Below are 15,043 nucleotides of genomic sequence, written 5' to 3' on the forward strand. Positions count from 1 at the left end.
CGTTCAAGCAGACTCTTCGGCTAGTATCATCCATGGCTGTCCGGCCATGAGGGGGAACAGTGAGCCGAGAGCACGACGCGCCGCCCCGTCATGTCGCCGCGGTCACCTCAGCCGCTGCCGTAGGCGGAACAGCTGCCCAACGCGACGCGCTGACCGGTCTTCCGAACCGCGTCGAGATCCTTGCCCTCATCACCGACGAGCTCGACCGACGCACCCCGGATCGTCAGTTCAGCGTCCTGCTGGTCGACATCGACGGATTCCGAGAGTTCAACGACGCCCTCGGCCCCGCCCAGGGCGACAGCCTGCTGTGCATGGTCGCCGAGCGACTGCTCGCCTCCACCCGCCCCGGCGACACCATCGGCCGACTCACCGGCGATGAATTCGTCGTCATCGCACGGGGCTGCCACTCCATAGCCGCGCGCGCCCTGGCTGCCGGATTCGCGAGCATCTTCGAGCCCGCCTTCGAGCTCTCCGGCCGCCAACTCACCCTCACCGCCAGCGTCGGAGTCGCCTCGAGTACCACCACCGACATCAGCGCCACCCAACTGGTCCACAACGCCACCGCAGCCATGCACGCCGCCAAAGCCGTCGGACGCAACGAACACCACGTCTTCACCGACGAGCTCCACCACACCAACCGCACCCGACTCGAACTCATCGAACGACTACGCGGCACCGCCATGGTCGAGCGCGAACTGACGATGGTCTACCAACCCATCGTGGAACTCGCGACGGGAACGGTCGTCGGAGCCGAAGCACTCATCCGATGGAACCACCCCGAACTCGGCCTGCTGATGCCCGACACCTTCATCCCCCTCGCCGAGGACGCCGACCTCATCGTCCCGCTGAGCATGTGGATTCTCGCCGAGGTCGCACACACGATCGCGGACTGGCAGACCCGCAACATCCACCTCCAAGTGGGCGTCAACATCAGCCCAGCCCACTTCGCCACCGGAACCCTCGCAACCGACGTCATCGACACCGTCGACACCTACGGCATAGAACCCGGACGACTCGCCCTCGAACTCTCCGAATCACAGACACTCCACGACCTCGACGCAGTCCACTACCAACTCCGCGACGTCCAACGCCACGGCGTCCTCATCGCCATCGACGACTTCGGCTCCGGCTTCTCCTCCCTCGAACGACTCGCCACCCTCCCCGTCGACACCCTCAAGATCGACAAATCCCTCACCCAACACCTCGACAGCGACAACCTGCACCGACGCCGCGCCATGACCACGCTCTGCACAGCCCTCGTCGACGTCACCACCACTCTCGGCAAAGACACCGTCATCGAGGGAATCGAGACACCGGAACAACTCCAGATCTGCACCGACATGGGCGTAACCTTCGGCCAAGGACACCTACTCGGACGCCCCATGTCCGTTGCGGCACTCGAACAATTCATCACCCGACACAGCACCCACAGCGAATCCGCATAACCCGAGGAACCGAACGTGAAGATCGACAACGAAGTCCAACGCTTCACCGACGCACCCCGAGCCCAACTCTCCACCATCAACCCCGACGGCACACCACACCTGGTCCCGATCGTCTTCGCCGTCGCCCCCACCGGCGACCGAATCTTCACCGCCATCGACTGGAAACCCAAGACAACGCAGAAACTCCAGCGACTCGACAACATCCGCGCCGACCCCGCCGTCAGCCTCATCGTCGACCACTACACCGACGATTGGTCCCAACTCTGGTGGATCCGCGCGGACGGATCCGCCCACATCGTCGAAACCTCCAGCGCCGAAGGCACATCGGCCACCGACGCCCTGGTCGCGAAATACAGTCAATACAAAAACAACAGACCCGAAGGTCCGGTCATCATCATCGACAAACTGTCCTGGAGATCCTGGTCGGCTTCCTGAACCCCGCCCTTGCCGCTGCCCCTTGTCCACTCAATGTGACCTTCGGTGGCCTTTTCGCCCGTCGATGGCACATCGAGTGGACTGCGAGCGGGTGACAGTGCAACGAAATTCGTTGGCAGATCGGGTGCACTGTTGACACACTGCTGGCCATGCTGGATGTACCTCCCGATCGGATTGTCACCGGCCGACTTCTCATTCGTCGCGAGTCGGCCGGCGATGCCGACGCCGTTGCCGACGTGATCGGTCGCAATCTCGCGCGCCTTGCGCCGTGGATGGGGTGGGCGACTGAAGAAGCTGCCCAGCCTTCGGTGCAATCGGCTCGCATTGCGGAGGCCGTCGAGCAGTGGAATGCCGGGGAGATGTTCGATTACGGAATTTTCGAGCGTGACGGCGGTGCGTTTCTGGGCAAGATCGGGATGCATCGCCGGATCGGCCCGCACGGCATCGAATTGGGTTACTGGCTCGACGCCCGGGCCGAGGGACGTGGGATGATCAGCGAGGCCGTCGCCGCCCTCATACGGGAGGCCTCAAGGCTGGACGGAATCAATCGAGTCGAAATTCAGTGTGACGCAGCGAATCTCCGGAGCCAGGCCGTACCCAAGAGGCTTGGATTCGTGCTGGACAGGATCGAGCATCGGCCGATCGCAGCTACGTCCGAGACCGGCAAGCACATGGTGTGGGTGTATCAACCCGAGCGACTACGAGCCTGATCCGCTCGCGGTCGGACCGTGACATTCGGTCGCGGTCGCGCCTTGGCCTGCTCGTAACGCGCACGAAGGTCGGACAGAACGCGTTCCGGGTCCTCCCGAATATCGCTCGGCAGATGTGTCACCACGATGAGGCCGGCATTCTGCGCTCGTTCCCGACGCGCCACCGTCGCCCTGTGCGCCGCGGGCGAGAGATGGTATTCGAGCGAATCGATCTCCCAATCCAACGCGACATCGTCGAGCCAGTTGTCGGCTATCAGCAGGAACCTGCCCTGCTCGTCGTGGACAGCCACGTTGTGCTGCATCGTCGGAAGTCCGCTGCGCGCGTACAGCTTCTGGGCCTGAGCCTCCGCCACCGAGTGCGCACCTGCAGCCAGTTCCCTCAGAACTCGACGTGGCATCGCAGTTCCCCGCGTACTACCGGCGTTCAGTTCCTTCATGATCGCGTCCACGGTGGCCGCACCTCGCTGCACGACACCGGCAATCAACGCCATGCACTGCTCGGCATTCTTCATCCGTCGAACTGCATCGCACAGACACCGAACGATCGGGGCGACGCGAAGTCCCGACTTGATTTCCGCCGTCGGCATTCGCCACGTCCGCTCCACGACAGCGAAGCCCACGGACTTGCGATGTTGCGGCTCGGGAATCAGTGCGAACGTCTCCTCCAACGAACCCGACGTGCCCAATCCATGCAACGCCAGCCCTGCCCGACCGCTGATGAGAGCATCCTTTCCGCAGTAGATCGCAACCGCGGTGGCTCGTTCAATCGGCGTCAGCGAACGATTCTTCAAGAACACCAACCCAGGTAACGCCCGTGACCAGCTGCCGTCCGGCTGGGTGCGTCGAACGATGGTCTTCGACGCCACCCCGAGCTCGAGTAAGTGCGCTGTCCTCATGAAGCCGCGATCCGACGCAGCCGCGATCACCTTCGCATCGACTCGTGCTCCACCCCGCTTCATGGCCATGATGATGCACAGTCCGCGCACCCCGAATCCGCCGCGACGACGGGAAACGAACTGCCCTGTGGATAACTCACGCCCTGTGGACGAACTTTTCACCCACGCGCCGCCGAGGCGACGTCGTATCGAGATCCAACGCACCCGAAGATCCGCCGCCCGCAACCGACCCGATGTCCACTCGATGTGACATCGACTGTCGAAAAGGCCACTGAACGTCACATTGAGTGGGCGGGGGTGCGGGCAATGGGCACCTGACTCGCCTTGGCGGGGATACCGTCTACGGTGCAAGTGCATTCTGACTTCGGGAGTGAGATATGACGGCGACAGCAGTTTCCTCGGAGCGGTCCGGGTCCATGGTTCCGCGGTCGTTCGTGCCACCCGAGCGCGGTCGTTTGAGTGAGGTTCCGCATATTGCGGGGCTGGTGCTCGGTGTGTTCGCGGTGTTGTTGTTTCTGTGGAGTCTGTCGCCGACTCTTCGTTTCCTGATTCACGTTCCGCGTGAGTACGTCGACAGCTATTACTTCGATGCTCCCGATACGAGTTTGTCGTGGGCGCTGGTGGTCGGTTTGTTGGCGGCGGCGTTGGCGAGTCGTAAGCGCATTGCGTGGTGGTTGCTGACGATCTATCTGGTGTTGTTGGCGATCACCAATGTGGTCGAGGGGATCACGGACAAGAGCGTCAGTTCGTGGATTGCGCTGGCTGTCCATGTTGTGGTGACGGGGGTGTTGATCGCCGCGCGCAAGGAGTTCTACACGCGGGTGCGTCGTGGTGCGGTGTGGAAGGCACTCGGGGTGCTCGTGCTCGGCGCGGCCGTCGGGACGGTGGTCGGGTGGGCGCTGGTTGCGCTGTTCCCCGGATCGTTGCCGGAGAGTCAGACGTTCCTGTGGGCGTTCAATCGCGTGACGGCGTTGGCGACGGTGGACAACGAGCAGTTCGACGGCAGGCCGAACGGCATCGTGAACACGGCCCTCGGGCTGTTCGGAGCGTTGGCGTTGTTGGGGGCTGTCGTCACGTTGTTTCGGTCGCAGCGGTCGAGCAACGCGCTCACCGGTCGCGACGAGTCCGCGCTGCGTGGCCTGCTCGACAAATGGGGTGCCGACGATTCCCTCGGCTACTTCGCCACTCGGCGCGACAAGGGCGTCATCTTCGCCACCAGCGGTAAGGCGGCGGTGACGTATCGAGTCGAGGTCGGCGTGTGTCTGGCCAGTGGTGACCCGATCGGAAATCCCGAGGCGTGGCCGCATGCGATCTCGGAATGGTTGGACCTGGCCGAGAAATACGGCTGGACCCCAGCTGTCATGGGCGCCAGCGAGATCGGCGCGACCGCGTACAAGCGGGCCGGACTTAGTGTCCTCGAACTCGGCGACGAAGCAATCCTGAAAACCAAGGATTTCAACCTCAATGGACGCGAGATGCGCCCCGTGCGTCAGGCGGTCAACCGGGCTCGTAAAGCGGGTGTCGTGGTCACCGTGCGTCGTCATCGTGACATTTCGTCGGAGGAGATGTCGGAGATCATTGCCTGCGCGGATGCGTGGCGCGATACCGAAACCGAGCGTGGGTTCTCGATGGCGTTGGGTCGACTGGGTGATCCGCTCGACGGCGATTGTCTTCTGGTGCAGGCAGTTCAGGGCGAGAAGGTGATCGGCGTTCTCTCGCTGGTGCCGTGGGGTCGCACCGGTGTGTCCTTGGATCTGATGCGTCGTGATCCGGCGTCGCCCAACGGGGTGATCGAACTGATGGTGACCGAGCTCGCCACCAGCGCCGATCATTTCGGGGTCGGCAAGATCTCGCTGAACTTCGCGGTGTTCCGCGCGGCGTTCGAGGAGGGCAGCCGGATCGGTGCCGGGCCGGTGTTGCGAATCTGGCGCAGCGTGCTGGTGTTCTTCTCTCGGTGGTGGCAGCTCGAGGCCCTGTATCGCTCGAACGTGAAGTACCTTCCGGAATGGGAGCCGCGCTACCTCTGCTTCGCCGACAATCGGGTGTTGCCCAAGGTCGGCGTGGCGTCGGCCATCGCCGAGGGCTTCTTGACCCTGCCGACGTTCCGACGCGCCTCGAAGCACACCGGTTCTCACGTTGCGGTGCCCGCGGCTCTGGCCGACGCCGACGACATTCATCCCGACGGCAGCGGCCCCGACAGCGTCCCGGACGAGCCGACACCGGGCCGTAAGCGTCCCGACCAGGTGCGCGTACGCATGTCGAAACTCGATCGTCTCGAACGCGAGGGCACCGAGGGCTATCCCGTCGCCTATCCCCCGACGCATACGGTCGAGGCGGCGGTGGCCTCGCCGCAGGGCACAACGGTACGAATTGCCGGACGCATCCTGCGGATTCGCGACTACGGCGGTGTCGTATTCGCTGTGGTGCGTGACTGGTCGGCCGATATCCAGGTTCTCTTCGACCGCGATCGCGTCGGGGATTCGATCGAGAACTTCGACGCCGATTTCGACCTCGGCGATCTCATCGAGGTCAGTGGCGCGATCGGCCGCAGCAAGCGTGGGGAGCTGTCGCTGCTCGCGACGGACTGGCGAATGAATGCCAAGTGCTTGCATCCACTGCCGGACAAGTATCGCGGACTCACCGACCCGGAAGCTCGGGTGCGGCAACGCTACGTCGATCTGGCGATCAATCGCGATGCTCGTGCACTGATGATCGCCCGATCCAATGTCGTGAAGTCACTTCGTGATTCGCTCGGCGAGCGCGGATACATGGAGGTCGAGACACCGATTCTGCAGCAGGTTCACGGCGGTGCCAACGCAGCACCGTTCGTCACCCACATCAATGCCTACAACCTCGACCTCTACCTGCGGATCGCACCGGAGCTCTATCTCAAACGCCTGTGTGTCGGAGGCATGGAGAAGGTGTTCGAGATCGGCCGCGTGTTCCGCAACGAAGGCGCGGACTTCAAGCACAACCCCGAGTTCACGATCCTCGAGGCCTACGAGGCCCACAGCGACTACGAACGCGCAATGGTGTTGTGCCGCGAGCTGATTCAGCGAGCAGCCGTTGCCGCGCACGGACGCGAGATCATCCTGCGCCCGGACGGCCCGAACGGAGAAATGATCGAGATCGACATCTCCGGCGAATGGCCGGTCAAGACGTTGCACGGTGCCGTCGCCGAGAAGTTGGGAGTGCCCGTCGAACCGGCGACTCCTCTGGAGGAGCTGCAACGCCTGTGCGACGAGAACGACATTCCGTACGAGAAGACCTGGGATGCTGGGGCCGTCGCGCAGGGAATGTACGAACATCTCGTCGAGGACTACACCGAATTCCCCACTTTCTACAAGGACTTCCCGACGTCGATGTCGCCGTTGACGAGGCCGCATCGGAGCATTCCGGGCGTCGCCGAGAAGTGGGATCTCGTCGCGTGGGGTGTGGAGCTGGGTACCGCGTACAGCGAGCTGACCGACCCTGTCGATCAGCGACAGCGCCTCACCGAACAGTCGCTGTTGGCGGCCGGCGGTGACGAGGAAGCGATGAGCCTGGACGAGGATTTTCTGCAAGCACTCGAGCACGGGATGCCGCCGACCGGCGGTCTCGGCATGGGAGTCGACCGGGTCGTCATGCTCATCACCGGTGGCAGCATTCGGGAAACGCTCGCGTTCCCCCTGGCCAAGCCGCGTCAATGACCTTCCCTCGTGACCGATCCACGCACACGAGTGTGCAAAACGGGGAAAATGATGGAAACTGGAGCGTGAAACAGTCGACAGGTCGGTAGAGCATCGTGGAGTACCAAACATGGACAGCGGGGATCGAGCCGAACGCAGTGCGTTGTTTCCCGTGAAACATCCTCCCGGTCAGTACGTCGAGGTGGACGGGCAACGTCTGCATCTGTTCGTACGCGGAACCGGCCCCACGGTCGTCCTGTGCGGAGGCCTCGGCAGTAACTGGTTCGACTGGAACGACACCGTCGACATCCTGAGCGCCCACCATCACGTGGTCGTTCTCGACCGCCCCGGCTTCGGACTCAGCGACCCCTTGCCCGCCGGTGCCACACCCACCGTCCGCGGGGAGGCAGACCGAATCATCGGTGTCCTCGACGCACTCGGAGTCACCGACCCGGCCGTCGTGGTAGGTCATTCGATAGCCGGCTTCTACGCAGAAGCTGTGGCCCGGCTGTACCCGTCGCGCACCCGCGGAATTCTGTTGCTCGATTCCAGCGCCGAATCCGACCCCAGACGCTTCGTCCCGACCGTCGTGCGCGTCGAGGCTGCCCACGTCATCGCCACCGCGCTCAGCAAGACCGGCCTGCAGAAGCTGGTCGGACCGCGTGTGCGACGCGTCCTCAATCAGGCGACACCGCCCGACGGCACACCGCAGGAGACGTTCGACTGGGTCGACGACATCTATCGACGACCCACCTACCTCGCCGCCGCCCTGGTGGAGGACGTCGTCTACCCGGACCTCGCCGCCGAACTGAACAGAATGCGGAAGCGTTCGCCCCTCGTCGTTCCGGTCATCGTCGCCGCAGCCCACACCGGACGACCCTCCCCGTGGGGCAAGCGATGGATCAAGACTCAACGCAAGCTGGCCGCGTATCTGCGGGCCGACTTCACTGTCGTCATGCCCGCCCACCACCACGCCATGATCGACAAGCCCGCCGAGGTCGCAGCCCTCATCACCGAACTGGTGTGAACTCCTCGAGGCGACGCACGTAACGTGTGTCACCGAGCCCGTAGCCCAAGACCCGAGCCGAAGCTCGGCGATGGCGCGGTAGCACGAGAGGAAATTGAAGATGGGTGCGATCAGCACGACGCAGGGACGACAGTCGAAACTACTCGGACTCGGCGTTCACCGCCCCGAGAGAGTCGTGACCAACGACGAGATCTGTGAATTCATCGACTCGAGCGACGAGTGGATCCAGACGCGGTCCGGAATCAAGAACCGGCGCTTCGCCGATCCCAAGGAAAACGTCGTCGAGATGTCCATCGCGGCAGGTCGTAAGGCCCTCGAAGCCAGCGGAATCACCGCCGACCAAGTCGACACCGTCATCGTCGCCACCTCGACGCATCTCGAACTCACACCCCAAGCAGCTGCAAAAGTAGCGCACGGACTCGGCACCAAGGGGCCGGCCGCATTCGACATCTGCGCCGGCTGCGCAGGCTTCTGCTACTCCCTCGCCGTCGCATCGGACCTGGTCAAGGCCGGAACGTCCAAGTACGTCCTCGTCATCGGTGCAGAACAGCTCAGCGTCACCACCGACCCCTACGACCGCACCACCCGCTTCATCTTCGCCGACGGCGCCGGTGCCGTGGTCGTCGGCCAGAGCGACGAAACCGAGATCGGACCCGCCGTCTGGGGCTCCGACGGCTCGCAATCCGACGCCATCGTCCAGACCACCGACTGGTACGACTACATCACCGAAGAAGGCCTCGAGCGCCCCTGGATCCGGATGAACGGAATCTCCGTCTTCCGCTGGGCCGCCTTCGAGATGGGCAAAGCCGCGCAGCGCGTCCTCGACGTCGCGGGCATCAAAACCGACGAATTGCACGCCTTCATCCCCCACCAGGCCAACAGCCGCATCACCGAACTCCTCGCCAAGAGCCTGAACCTGAACGAGGACACACCCGTCGCCAACGACATCGCCGAAACCGGCAACACCTCGGCAGCCTCGATCCCCCTGGCCATGGAAGAACTACTGCGCACCGGCAAAGCAAAAGCAGGAGACACAGCACTGCTGCTCGCCTTCGGTGCCGGACTCTCCTACGCCGGACAGGTAGTCAAACTCCCCAACCTGTAGTCGCCCGCCGATCCACACCGGATGCACCCGATTCTCGAGTGCACACCCTTCACCCCAGTGCACTCGATGTGACATTGAGTGGCCTTTTCGGCAGTCAATGGCACATCGAGTGGACTCCGGGGGACGCTGTGGGGCGATTCGGGACCCAAGGCGGGGGTCGAGTCGTACTGTTGTCGTATGCCCAAGCCTCCGTTGCCCGATGCCGCTGTCGAATTGCTGAAGAAGGCCAATCCCGCGGTCATGGCGGTGGTTCGTGCAGATGGAACGCCGATCACCGCACCCACGTGGTATCTGTGGGAGGACGGGAAGGTCGTGCTCAATTTCGATGCGTCGCGGAAGCGTCTCGAGCACATCAAGGCGAATCCGAAGGTCTCGATTTCGGTGTTGGACGAGGCCAGTTGGTACACCCATGTGACGGTGCACGGTTCGATCGAGTTGCAGGACGATCCCGATCTGGTCGACATCGACCGCATCTCGACGCATTACACCGGCGATCCGTATCCGGTTCGGGATCAGCCGCGCGTGACCGGATACGTCACTGTCGACGCCTATGTGGGGTGGGGCAAGCTCGGCACGTAGCGCCGAGGGAGAGCGGTTGCGGACTGCTGTCTCCAGGTGCCACACTCCCGCCATGGGCTATCCGCAGGGTGAGAGCAACGATCCGTTCGACGCAGCGAACAAGGATCAGCCGTACGGCGGGCAGCAGTACCCGCCCTATCAGAACCCGAACCCCCAGTACCCGAACCCGCAGCAACAGTATTCGCAGTACGGGAATGCGCCGTATGCCGGCGGGTATCAGGCTCCGGCGTCCACCAACACGTTGGCGATCGTGTCACTCGTGTTGGCGATTCTCGGTCTGACGTTCATTCCGTTGATTGCGTCGGTGTGCGCGGTGGTGTGTGGCCACATCTCGCGCGGTCAGATCAAGCGCACCGGCGAAGGCGGATCGGGTTTTGCGACGGCGGGCCTGATCGTGGGTTACGTCTCGATCGCGCTCTTCGTCGTCATCGTGGGTGCGATCGTCATTTTTGCCCTCGCTGCCGCAAACACGTCAACCTACTGATACCGGCTTCGCCAATCGGCCGTTCATGCACGCGGCCCATACGCCTGCGATCACTGCCAACGCAATGACGAACAGCGCCAACGCGTTCCATCCCTGGGATTGGAAGACGACGCCGCCGATCCAGCCGACGACGGAGGATCCGCCGTAGTAGAAGAGGTTGTACAGCGATGTCGCCTGGGCTCGGCCGTGGACGGCTCGTTGTCCGGTCCATCCCGACGCGATGGCGTGGGCGGCAAAGAATCCCATGGTCAGGATCACCAAGCCGGTCAGAATGACGGCGAGATTCGACGCCATCGTCAGGGCAACTCCGGCGATCATCGTGGCGGTGGATCCGGCGAGCACCACCGATCTGCCGTGCTTCGTCGCGAGATTGCCCGCTACCCGTGAGGACACGGTACCGCTGAGGTACGCCACGAAGATCAGGCTGATCAGAGACTGCGGGAGTCCGAAAGGCACGGCCTCCAAACGAAATCCGAGGTAGTTGTAGATCGCGACGAAGCCGCCCATCAGCAGAAATCCCTGGCCGTAGAGTGCCGCCATCCCCGGCTCGCGCAGGTTCACCCACAGCCGTCCGGGTAGGTCACGAATTTGGCTGTCCACGAGCGTCGTTCGCGGCTTCGGTGCGAGCCAGACGAACAGTGCTGCGGCCAACGCAGCGATCATCGACACGGTCAACGTGCCGATCCGCCAGTTGGTGTATTCCGCAACGGGTCCCGCGACGATGCGGCCGAGCAGTCCGCCGAGCGTCGTACCGGACACGTAGGTCGCCGCGGCCAGGGCTGTGTGCTTGTGATGGATCTCTTCGCTGAGGTACGCGATGGCGATGGCCGGAAGACCGCCCAGTGCAGCACCTTCGAAGAATCGAATCACCAAGAGCACTTCGAGCGACGGCGCGAGCGGAACCAGCAGACCCAACGTCGTGGCGGTGAGGATCGACGCCGTCATGGCCCGAACACGACCGATGCGGTCGGCCGCCACCGACCAGGGAATTACGGACACCGCAACGCCGACCGTCGCGAGCCCGACCGCGAGCGAGGACTGCGACGGCGTGATGTCGAGATTGGCGGCGATGAGGGGCAGGATGCCCTGCACCGAATAGAGCTGAGCGAACGTTGCGACTCCGGCGAACAGCAGTGCCAGCACGAGCCGGCGGTATTCGCGCGATCCCCTGGGGTGTCCCTCCCATCCGAGCACCTCGGGCTGCGTCGTGGTCATGCAGATCACGTTAGAAGCGCTCACGATATTCGTCCAATGCATGAGACCGGGCAAACCGATACACCGGCGATATGATTCGGGAATGCGTCGTGAAACGATCGAACTCCTGCCGCTGCTACCGACTCTCGTCGCAGTGGCCGACACCGAACACATCACCGACGCCGCGCACGTGCTGGGCGTCCCACAGCCCACCGTCAGTCGGCAGGTCGCCCGCGCCTCGGCAATTCTGGGCGTCGACATCGTGGAACGACGCGGCCGCGGGATCGTGCTCACCAGCACCGGCCGAGTGCTCATTCCTTATCTCCAGCGGGCGTTGAGCGACATCGACGCCGGCATCGACGCCATGACCGAGCACGACGCCAGAGCCCGCGGCCGTATCGCGGTGGCGTTTCAGAACACCCTGGGCGAGGACGTCGTACCGGCGCTGATCCGCCAGTTCCGCGTCGACCACCCGGCCGTCACGTTCGATCTGGACCAGGGTGCCCGGGCACGCTGCCTCGACCGTCTCGCCGACGGGGTCTCCGACCTGGCGTTCGTCTCTCTCAGCGCCGAACACACCGAGCACAATTCGTTCCAGCTCTACGACGAGCGGCTGATGCTGGTGGTTCCGGCCGATCATCGGCTGGCCACGCGCAGGTCGGTCGATCTGGCCGACACGGCCGACGAGAACTACATCGCGATGGGCCACGGCTTCGGGATGCGCTCGATCTGCGACGAGTTGTGGGCGGACGCCGGCTTCAGCCCGCGCATCGCCTTCGAGGGTCAGGACACCCACACGGTGCGCGGACTCGTCGGGGCCGGTCTCGGTATCGCCATTCTGCCGCGAATACGCGCGCACGGCGGTGAGGGCGGAACCGTGGACATCGGACTCACCCAACCGGCCGCGCGCAGGCGAATCGGCATGGTGTGGGATCCGCGGGCCGATTCGCCGCGTCAGGTGGCGGCATTTCGATCGATGGTGCTGCGCAGCGGCAGAACACTCGTGATTAGGTGAGTCGATGCAATTGGTTCTGGTGCGGCATGCCCTCCCGCAACGGTCGGAGACCTCGGCCGATCCCGCTCTGGCCGAACTCGGCGTCGAACAGTCCCAGCGAGTGCCGGGTGCCGTCGCCCGGTTCCCGATCTCGCGAGTCGTCTCGAGCTCGCAGCTACGCGCCGTCCAGACCGCGCAGCCTCTGGCCGATCGGCTCGGTCTGACCGTCGAGCCCGACGATCGCCTGACCGAATACGATCGCGACTTCGGCGGCTACGTTCCGATCGAGTCGGCCAAGACCGAATTCCGTGAGGCATTCGATCGCATCAAGGCCGGGTATCTCCCGGAGCAGGTCGACGAGCAGGCGTTTCGCCGGCGAGTTCTGGACGGTGTCGCCGATGTCGTCTCGGCGAGCGCACACACCGACACCGTGGCGCTGTTCGCTCACGGCGGCGTGATCAACATCCTGCTGCAGGACATTCTGCAGACCCCGAAGGTGCTCGGCTTCCCGATCGACTACTGCTCGGTGACGCGGGTGCTGTTCTCGCGCAGCGGCGCGAGGTCGGTCTCCTCGGTGAACGAAACCGAGCACGTGTGGGACCTGCTGCCCCGCAATCGGTAATCCACAGAGACCTCTTAAACTCCCAGGTCGAGGGCACAAAATAGCGCGTCGCCGGTCGTCGACTGGTCGGCGACGCTGCACCGTGCGGTTAGCCTCGAACTCATCATGGGTGAATTGCGTATCTTCCGACGTCCTGCCGTTGCTCTCACTGCGCTGGCGTTTCCTCTGGTAGCGGTAGGTGCATTTGCACTGGGCACCGGCTACGACCTCGGTGGCGAGTCCGCGGCAACCACCACCGTCGTCGCCGACACCGAGCAGGCACCGGCAGCGGACCAGCAGACGGCCGATCCCCTGGCCGCGGCCAGGAGCAGCCTCAACAGCGCATCGCTGCCCATCACGTTCCTCTCCAGCGGTATCGGCCAGCTGACCGACGGCGGAACGCAGCTCAACGACGGCGTCGGGCAGCTCGCCGACGGCATCACCCAGGCGCACGACGGAACCATTCAGCTCGCCGATGGATTCGGGCAGTACCGCGACGGCATCGGGCAGCTCGGGGACGGCGCGTCGCAGATCAGCGGTGGCGTCGACCAGGTCGTCGATCAGCTCGCTGGCTTCGGCGCTCTGCAGGCCGATTTCACCGCCAAACTCGCCGCCACCGCTGACCAGGTCGATCGATTCCCGCACCCGGGATCGGACGCCATCTCCGGTGAGATCCGCGGGGTCATCGACACTCTGAACACGCAGGCTTTCGGGCCCGACACCCTCGCCCAGCTGCAGACCCTCAAGAGCGGTGCTCAGCAGCTGTCCTCCGAACTCAACGACCCCAACAGTCAGTTCCTCGGAGCCACCGCCCAACTCGGCGACGCGACCGTGCAGTTGCGTGACGGACTGGGCCAACTCGACGACGGCGGCCAGCAGCTCAAGGCCGGCACCGATCAGCTCGTGACGTCGGTCGAACCGGTCGAGGGAATCGTCAACGGCATCGCCACCAATGTGCGCGACGCCTCCGCGGCACTTCCGCAGGGAACCGCTGCCGCTACCGAGGACGCAGCGTCGGACCAGAACATCGCGGCCACGTCGTCGAGCACCGGAACCGGTCCCACCCCGTATCTGATCGCTGCCCTGGTCGCGCTCGGTGCTCTCGGGTGCGTCAGTCTCGTGCGGGTTCTGGGCAGGGACAGCAAGCCTCGCTGGCTCGCCGTCGTCGCAGCGGTCGCCGCAGTGGGCATCAGCGCCGCCGTTGCGTTCGCTTTCGCCACCGACGCCGCCCTCGGGCCGGTCCTGGGAGCGGGTGCGTTCCTGATCGTCTCGGCTGCGGCCTACCTCGCAGCAGCGGGAGCGATCCAACGGGTGCTCGGTGCCGTGATCGGCCAGATCGTCAACGTCGCCGTGCTCGCGGTGCAGGTCGTCGTCTGTGGCTTCGCATACGCGTCGACGGCACCGATCTGGGGCGATCTCGCCGCCTTCATGCCCATGAGCTACACCGCCGCCGGAGCCCGCGTCATCGCGTCGGGCGAGATGAGCGGGACCGGCTGGCTCGCGATCGGTGCCACGATGGCCCTGCTCATCGTGTCGGCACTCGTGTACGCAAGCGTGCGGGGTGAGTCAGCCGACCGGCCGGAGGGGATGAATGGCGGGCGCAGCCGCGAGGTGGGCCCCGAACTCGCTTAGCGCCTGCTGCAGGTGCGGAGTCTGCATGTGACCGTCGAGGTCCTCCTGCGACTTCCACACCTCGACGGTGATGAAGGTTCCCGGCTCGATCGCGGACTCGAACAGCTCGTACGAGAGGTTGCCGTCTTCCTTCCGCGATTCGGCAACCAGAGCGGAGAGGCCGTCGCGCACGGCGTCGATGGCATCCGGCTTGGCGATGATCGTCGCGACTACCTTCAGATCGTTGGTCATGAGGTGATTTTTCCTTCGTTCGGCGAGAGACATGTTTCTTCA

Annotated in this window: 14 protein-coding genes; 11 read left to right on the forward strand and 3 right to left on the reverse strand. The window is 64.2% G+C overall.

The window, feature by feature from the left end:
• Nucleotides 1-59 precede the first annotated feature (59 nt).
• The 3 genes from CH276_RS09410 to CH276_RS09420 all read left to right on the forward strand — a co-directional run bounded on the left by CH276_RS09410 (nt 60) and on the right by CH276_RS09420 (nt 2,590).
• Nucleotides 60-1,445, forward strand: a complete 1,386-nt coding sequence (locus CH276_RS09410) for a putative bifunctional diguanylate cyclase/phosphodiesterase (protein ID WP_094628982.1) — start codon at nt 60-62, stop codon at nt 1,443-1,445.
• 15 nt (nt 1,446-1,460) lie between these two features.
• Entirely contained in the window at nt 1,461-1,880 is a 420-nt protein-coding gene (locus CH276_RS09415) for a TIGR03668 family PPOX class F420-dependent oxidoreductase (RefSeq protein ID WP_032397019.1), read from the forward strand.
• A 149-nt stretch (nt 1,881-2,029) separates the two neighbouring features.
• Nucleotides 2,030-2,590: a GNAT family N-acetyltransferase gene (locus CH276_RS09420; protein ID WP_094628984.1), complete on the forward strand. Its 561-nt coding sequence runs from the start codon at nt 2,030-2,032 to the stop codon at nt 2,588-2,590.
• Here CH276_RS09420 and CH276_RS09425 read toward each other — a convergent pair.
• A complete protein-coding gene (locus CH276_RS09425; RefSeq protein ID WP_230596959.1) occupies nt 2,566-3,555 on the reverse strand; it encodes a hypothetical protein in 990 nt (329 codons plus the stop codon). The two genes, CH276_RS09420 and CH276_RS09425, sit on opposite strands and share 25 nt — an antisense overlap.
• Before the next feature lie 308 nt (nt 3,556-3,863).
• Between CH276_RS09425 and lysX the strand changes: the two genes are divergently transcribed.
• From lysX to CH276_RS09450, 5 genes are all read left to right on the forward strand, one after another.
• A complete protein-coding gene (gene lysX, locus CH276_RS09430; protein ID WP_094628986.1) occupies nt 3,864-7,175 on the forward strand; it encodes a bifunctional lysylphosphatidylglycerol synthetase/lysine--tRNA ligase LysX in 3,312 nt (1,103 codons plus the stop codon).
• 109 nt (nt 7,176-7,284) lie between these two features.
• Entirely contained in the window at nt 7,285-8,181 is an 897-nt protein-coding gene (locus CH276_RS09435; RefSeq protein ID WP_176459181.1) for an alpha/beta fold hydrolase, read from the forward strand.
• 100 nt (nt 8,182-8,281) lie between these two features.
• Nucleotides 8,282-9,286, forward strand: coding sequence for a beta-ketoacyl-ACP synthase III (locus CH276_RS09440; protein WP_032397016.1), 1,005 nt, complete (start codon nt 8,282-8,284; stop codon nt 9,284-9,286).
• Nucleotides 9,287-9,463: 177 nt separating this feature from the next.
• Nucleotides 9,464-9,865, forward strand: coding sequence for a PPOX class F420-dependent oxidoreductase (locus CH276_RS09445; protein ID WP_094628988.1), 402 nt, complete (start codon nt 9,464-9,466; stop codon nt 9,863-9,865).
• Nucleotides 9,866-9,917: 52 nt separating this feature from the next.
• Complete coding sequence (locus CH276_RS09450; RefSeq protein WP_052049965.1) at nt 9,918-10,349, forward strand: DUF4190 domain-containing protein; 432 nt, start codon at nt 9,918-9,920, stop codon at nt 10,347-10,349.
• On the opposite strand, the gene CH276_RS09455 is transcribed toward CH276_RS09450, so the two are convergent.
• Complete coding sequence (locus CH276_RS09455; protein WP_094628990.1) at nt 10,338-11,564, reverse strand: MFS transporter; 1,227 nt, start codon at nt 11,562-11,564, stop codon at nt 10,338-10,340. The two genes, CH276_RS09450 and CH276_RS09455, sit on opposite strands and share 12 nt — an antisense overlap.
• Before the next feature lie 82 nt (nt 11,565-11,646).
• Here CH276_RS09455 and CH276_RS09460 point away from each other — a divergent pair, with 82 nt between their 5' ends.
• The 3 genes from CH276_RS09460 (at nt 11,647) to CH276_RS09470 (ending at nt 14,770) form a co-directional block, all read left to right on the forward strand.
• A complete protein-coding gene (locus tag CH276_RS09460) occupies nt 11,647-12,558 on the forward strand; it encodes a LysR family transcriptional regulator (protein ID WP_235386947.1) in 912 nt (303 codons plus the stop codon).
• A 4-nt stretch (nt 12,559-12,562) separates the two neighbouring features.
• Entirely contained in the window at nt 12,563-13,159 is a 597-nt protein-coding gene (locus tag CH276_RS09465) for a histidine phosphatase family protein (RefSeq protein ID WP_032397013.1), read from the forward strand.
• A 105-nt stretch (nt 13,160-13,264) separates the two neighbouring features.
• The gene (locus CH276_RS09470; protein WP_094628994.1) at nt 13,265-14,770 is read left to right on the forward strand and encodes a phage infection protein; all 1,506 of its coding nucleotides are present in this window, start codon (nt 13,265-13,267) and stop codon (nt 14,768-14,770) included.
• Here the strand turns inward: CH276_RS09470 and CH276_RS09475 are convergent.
• Nucleotides 14,705-15,001 carry a putative quinol monooxygenase gene (locus CH276_RS09475; protein WP_045197796.1) on the reverse strand — a complete coding sequence of 99 codons (297 nt, stop codon included), beginning with the start codon at nt 14,999-15,001 and terminating at the stop codon, nt 14,705-14,707. The genes CH276_RS09470 and CH276_RS09475 overlap by 66 nt on opposite strands.
• Nucleotides 15,002-15,043 lie beyond the last annotated feature (42 nt).

The organism is Rhodococcus sp. 06-470-2 (genome assembly GCF_002258235.1).
Taxonomy (GTDB): Bacteria; Actinomycetota; Actinomycetes; order Mycobacteriales; family Mycobacteriaceae; genus Rhodococcoides.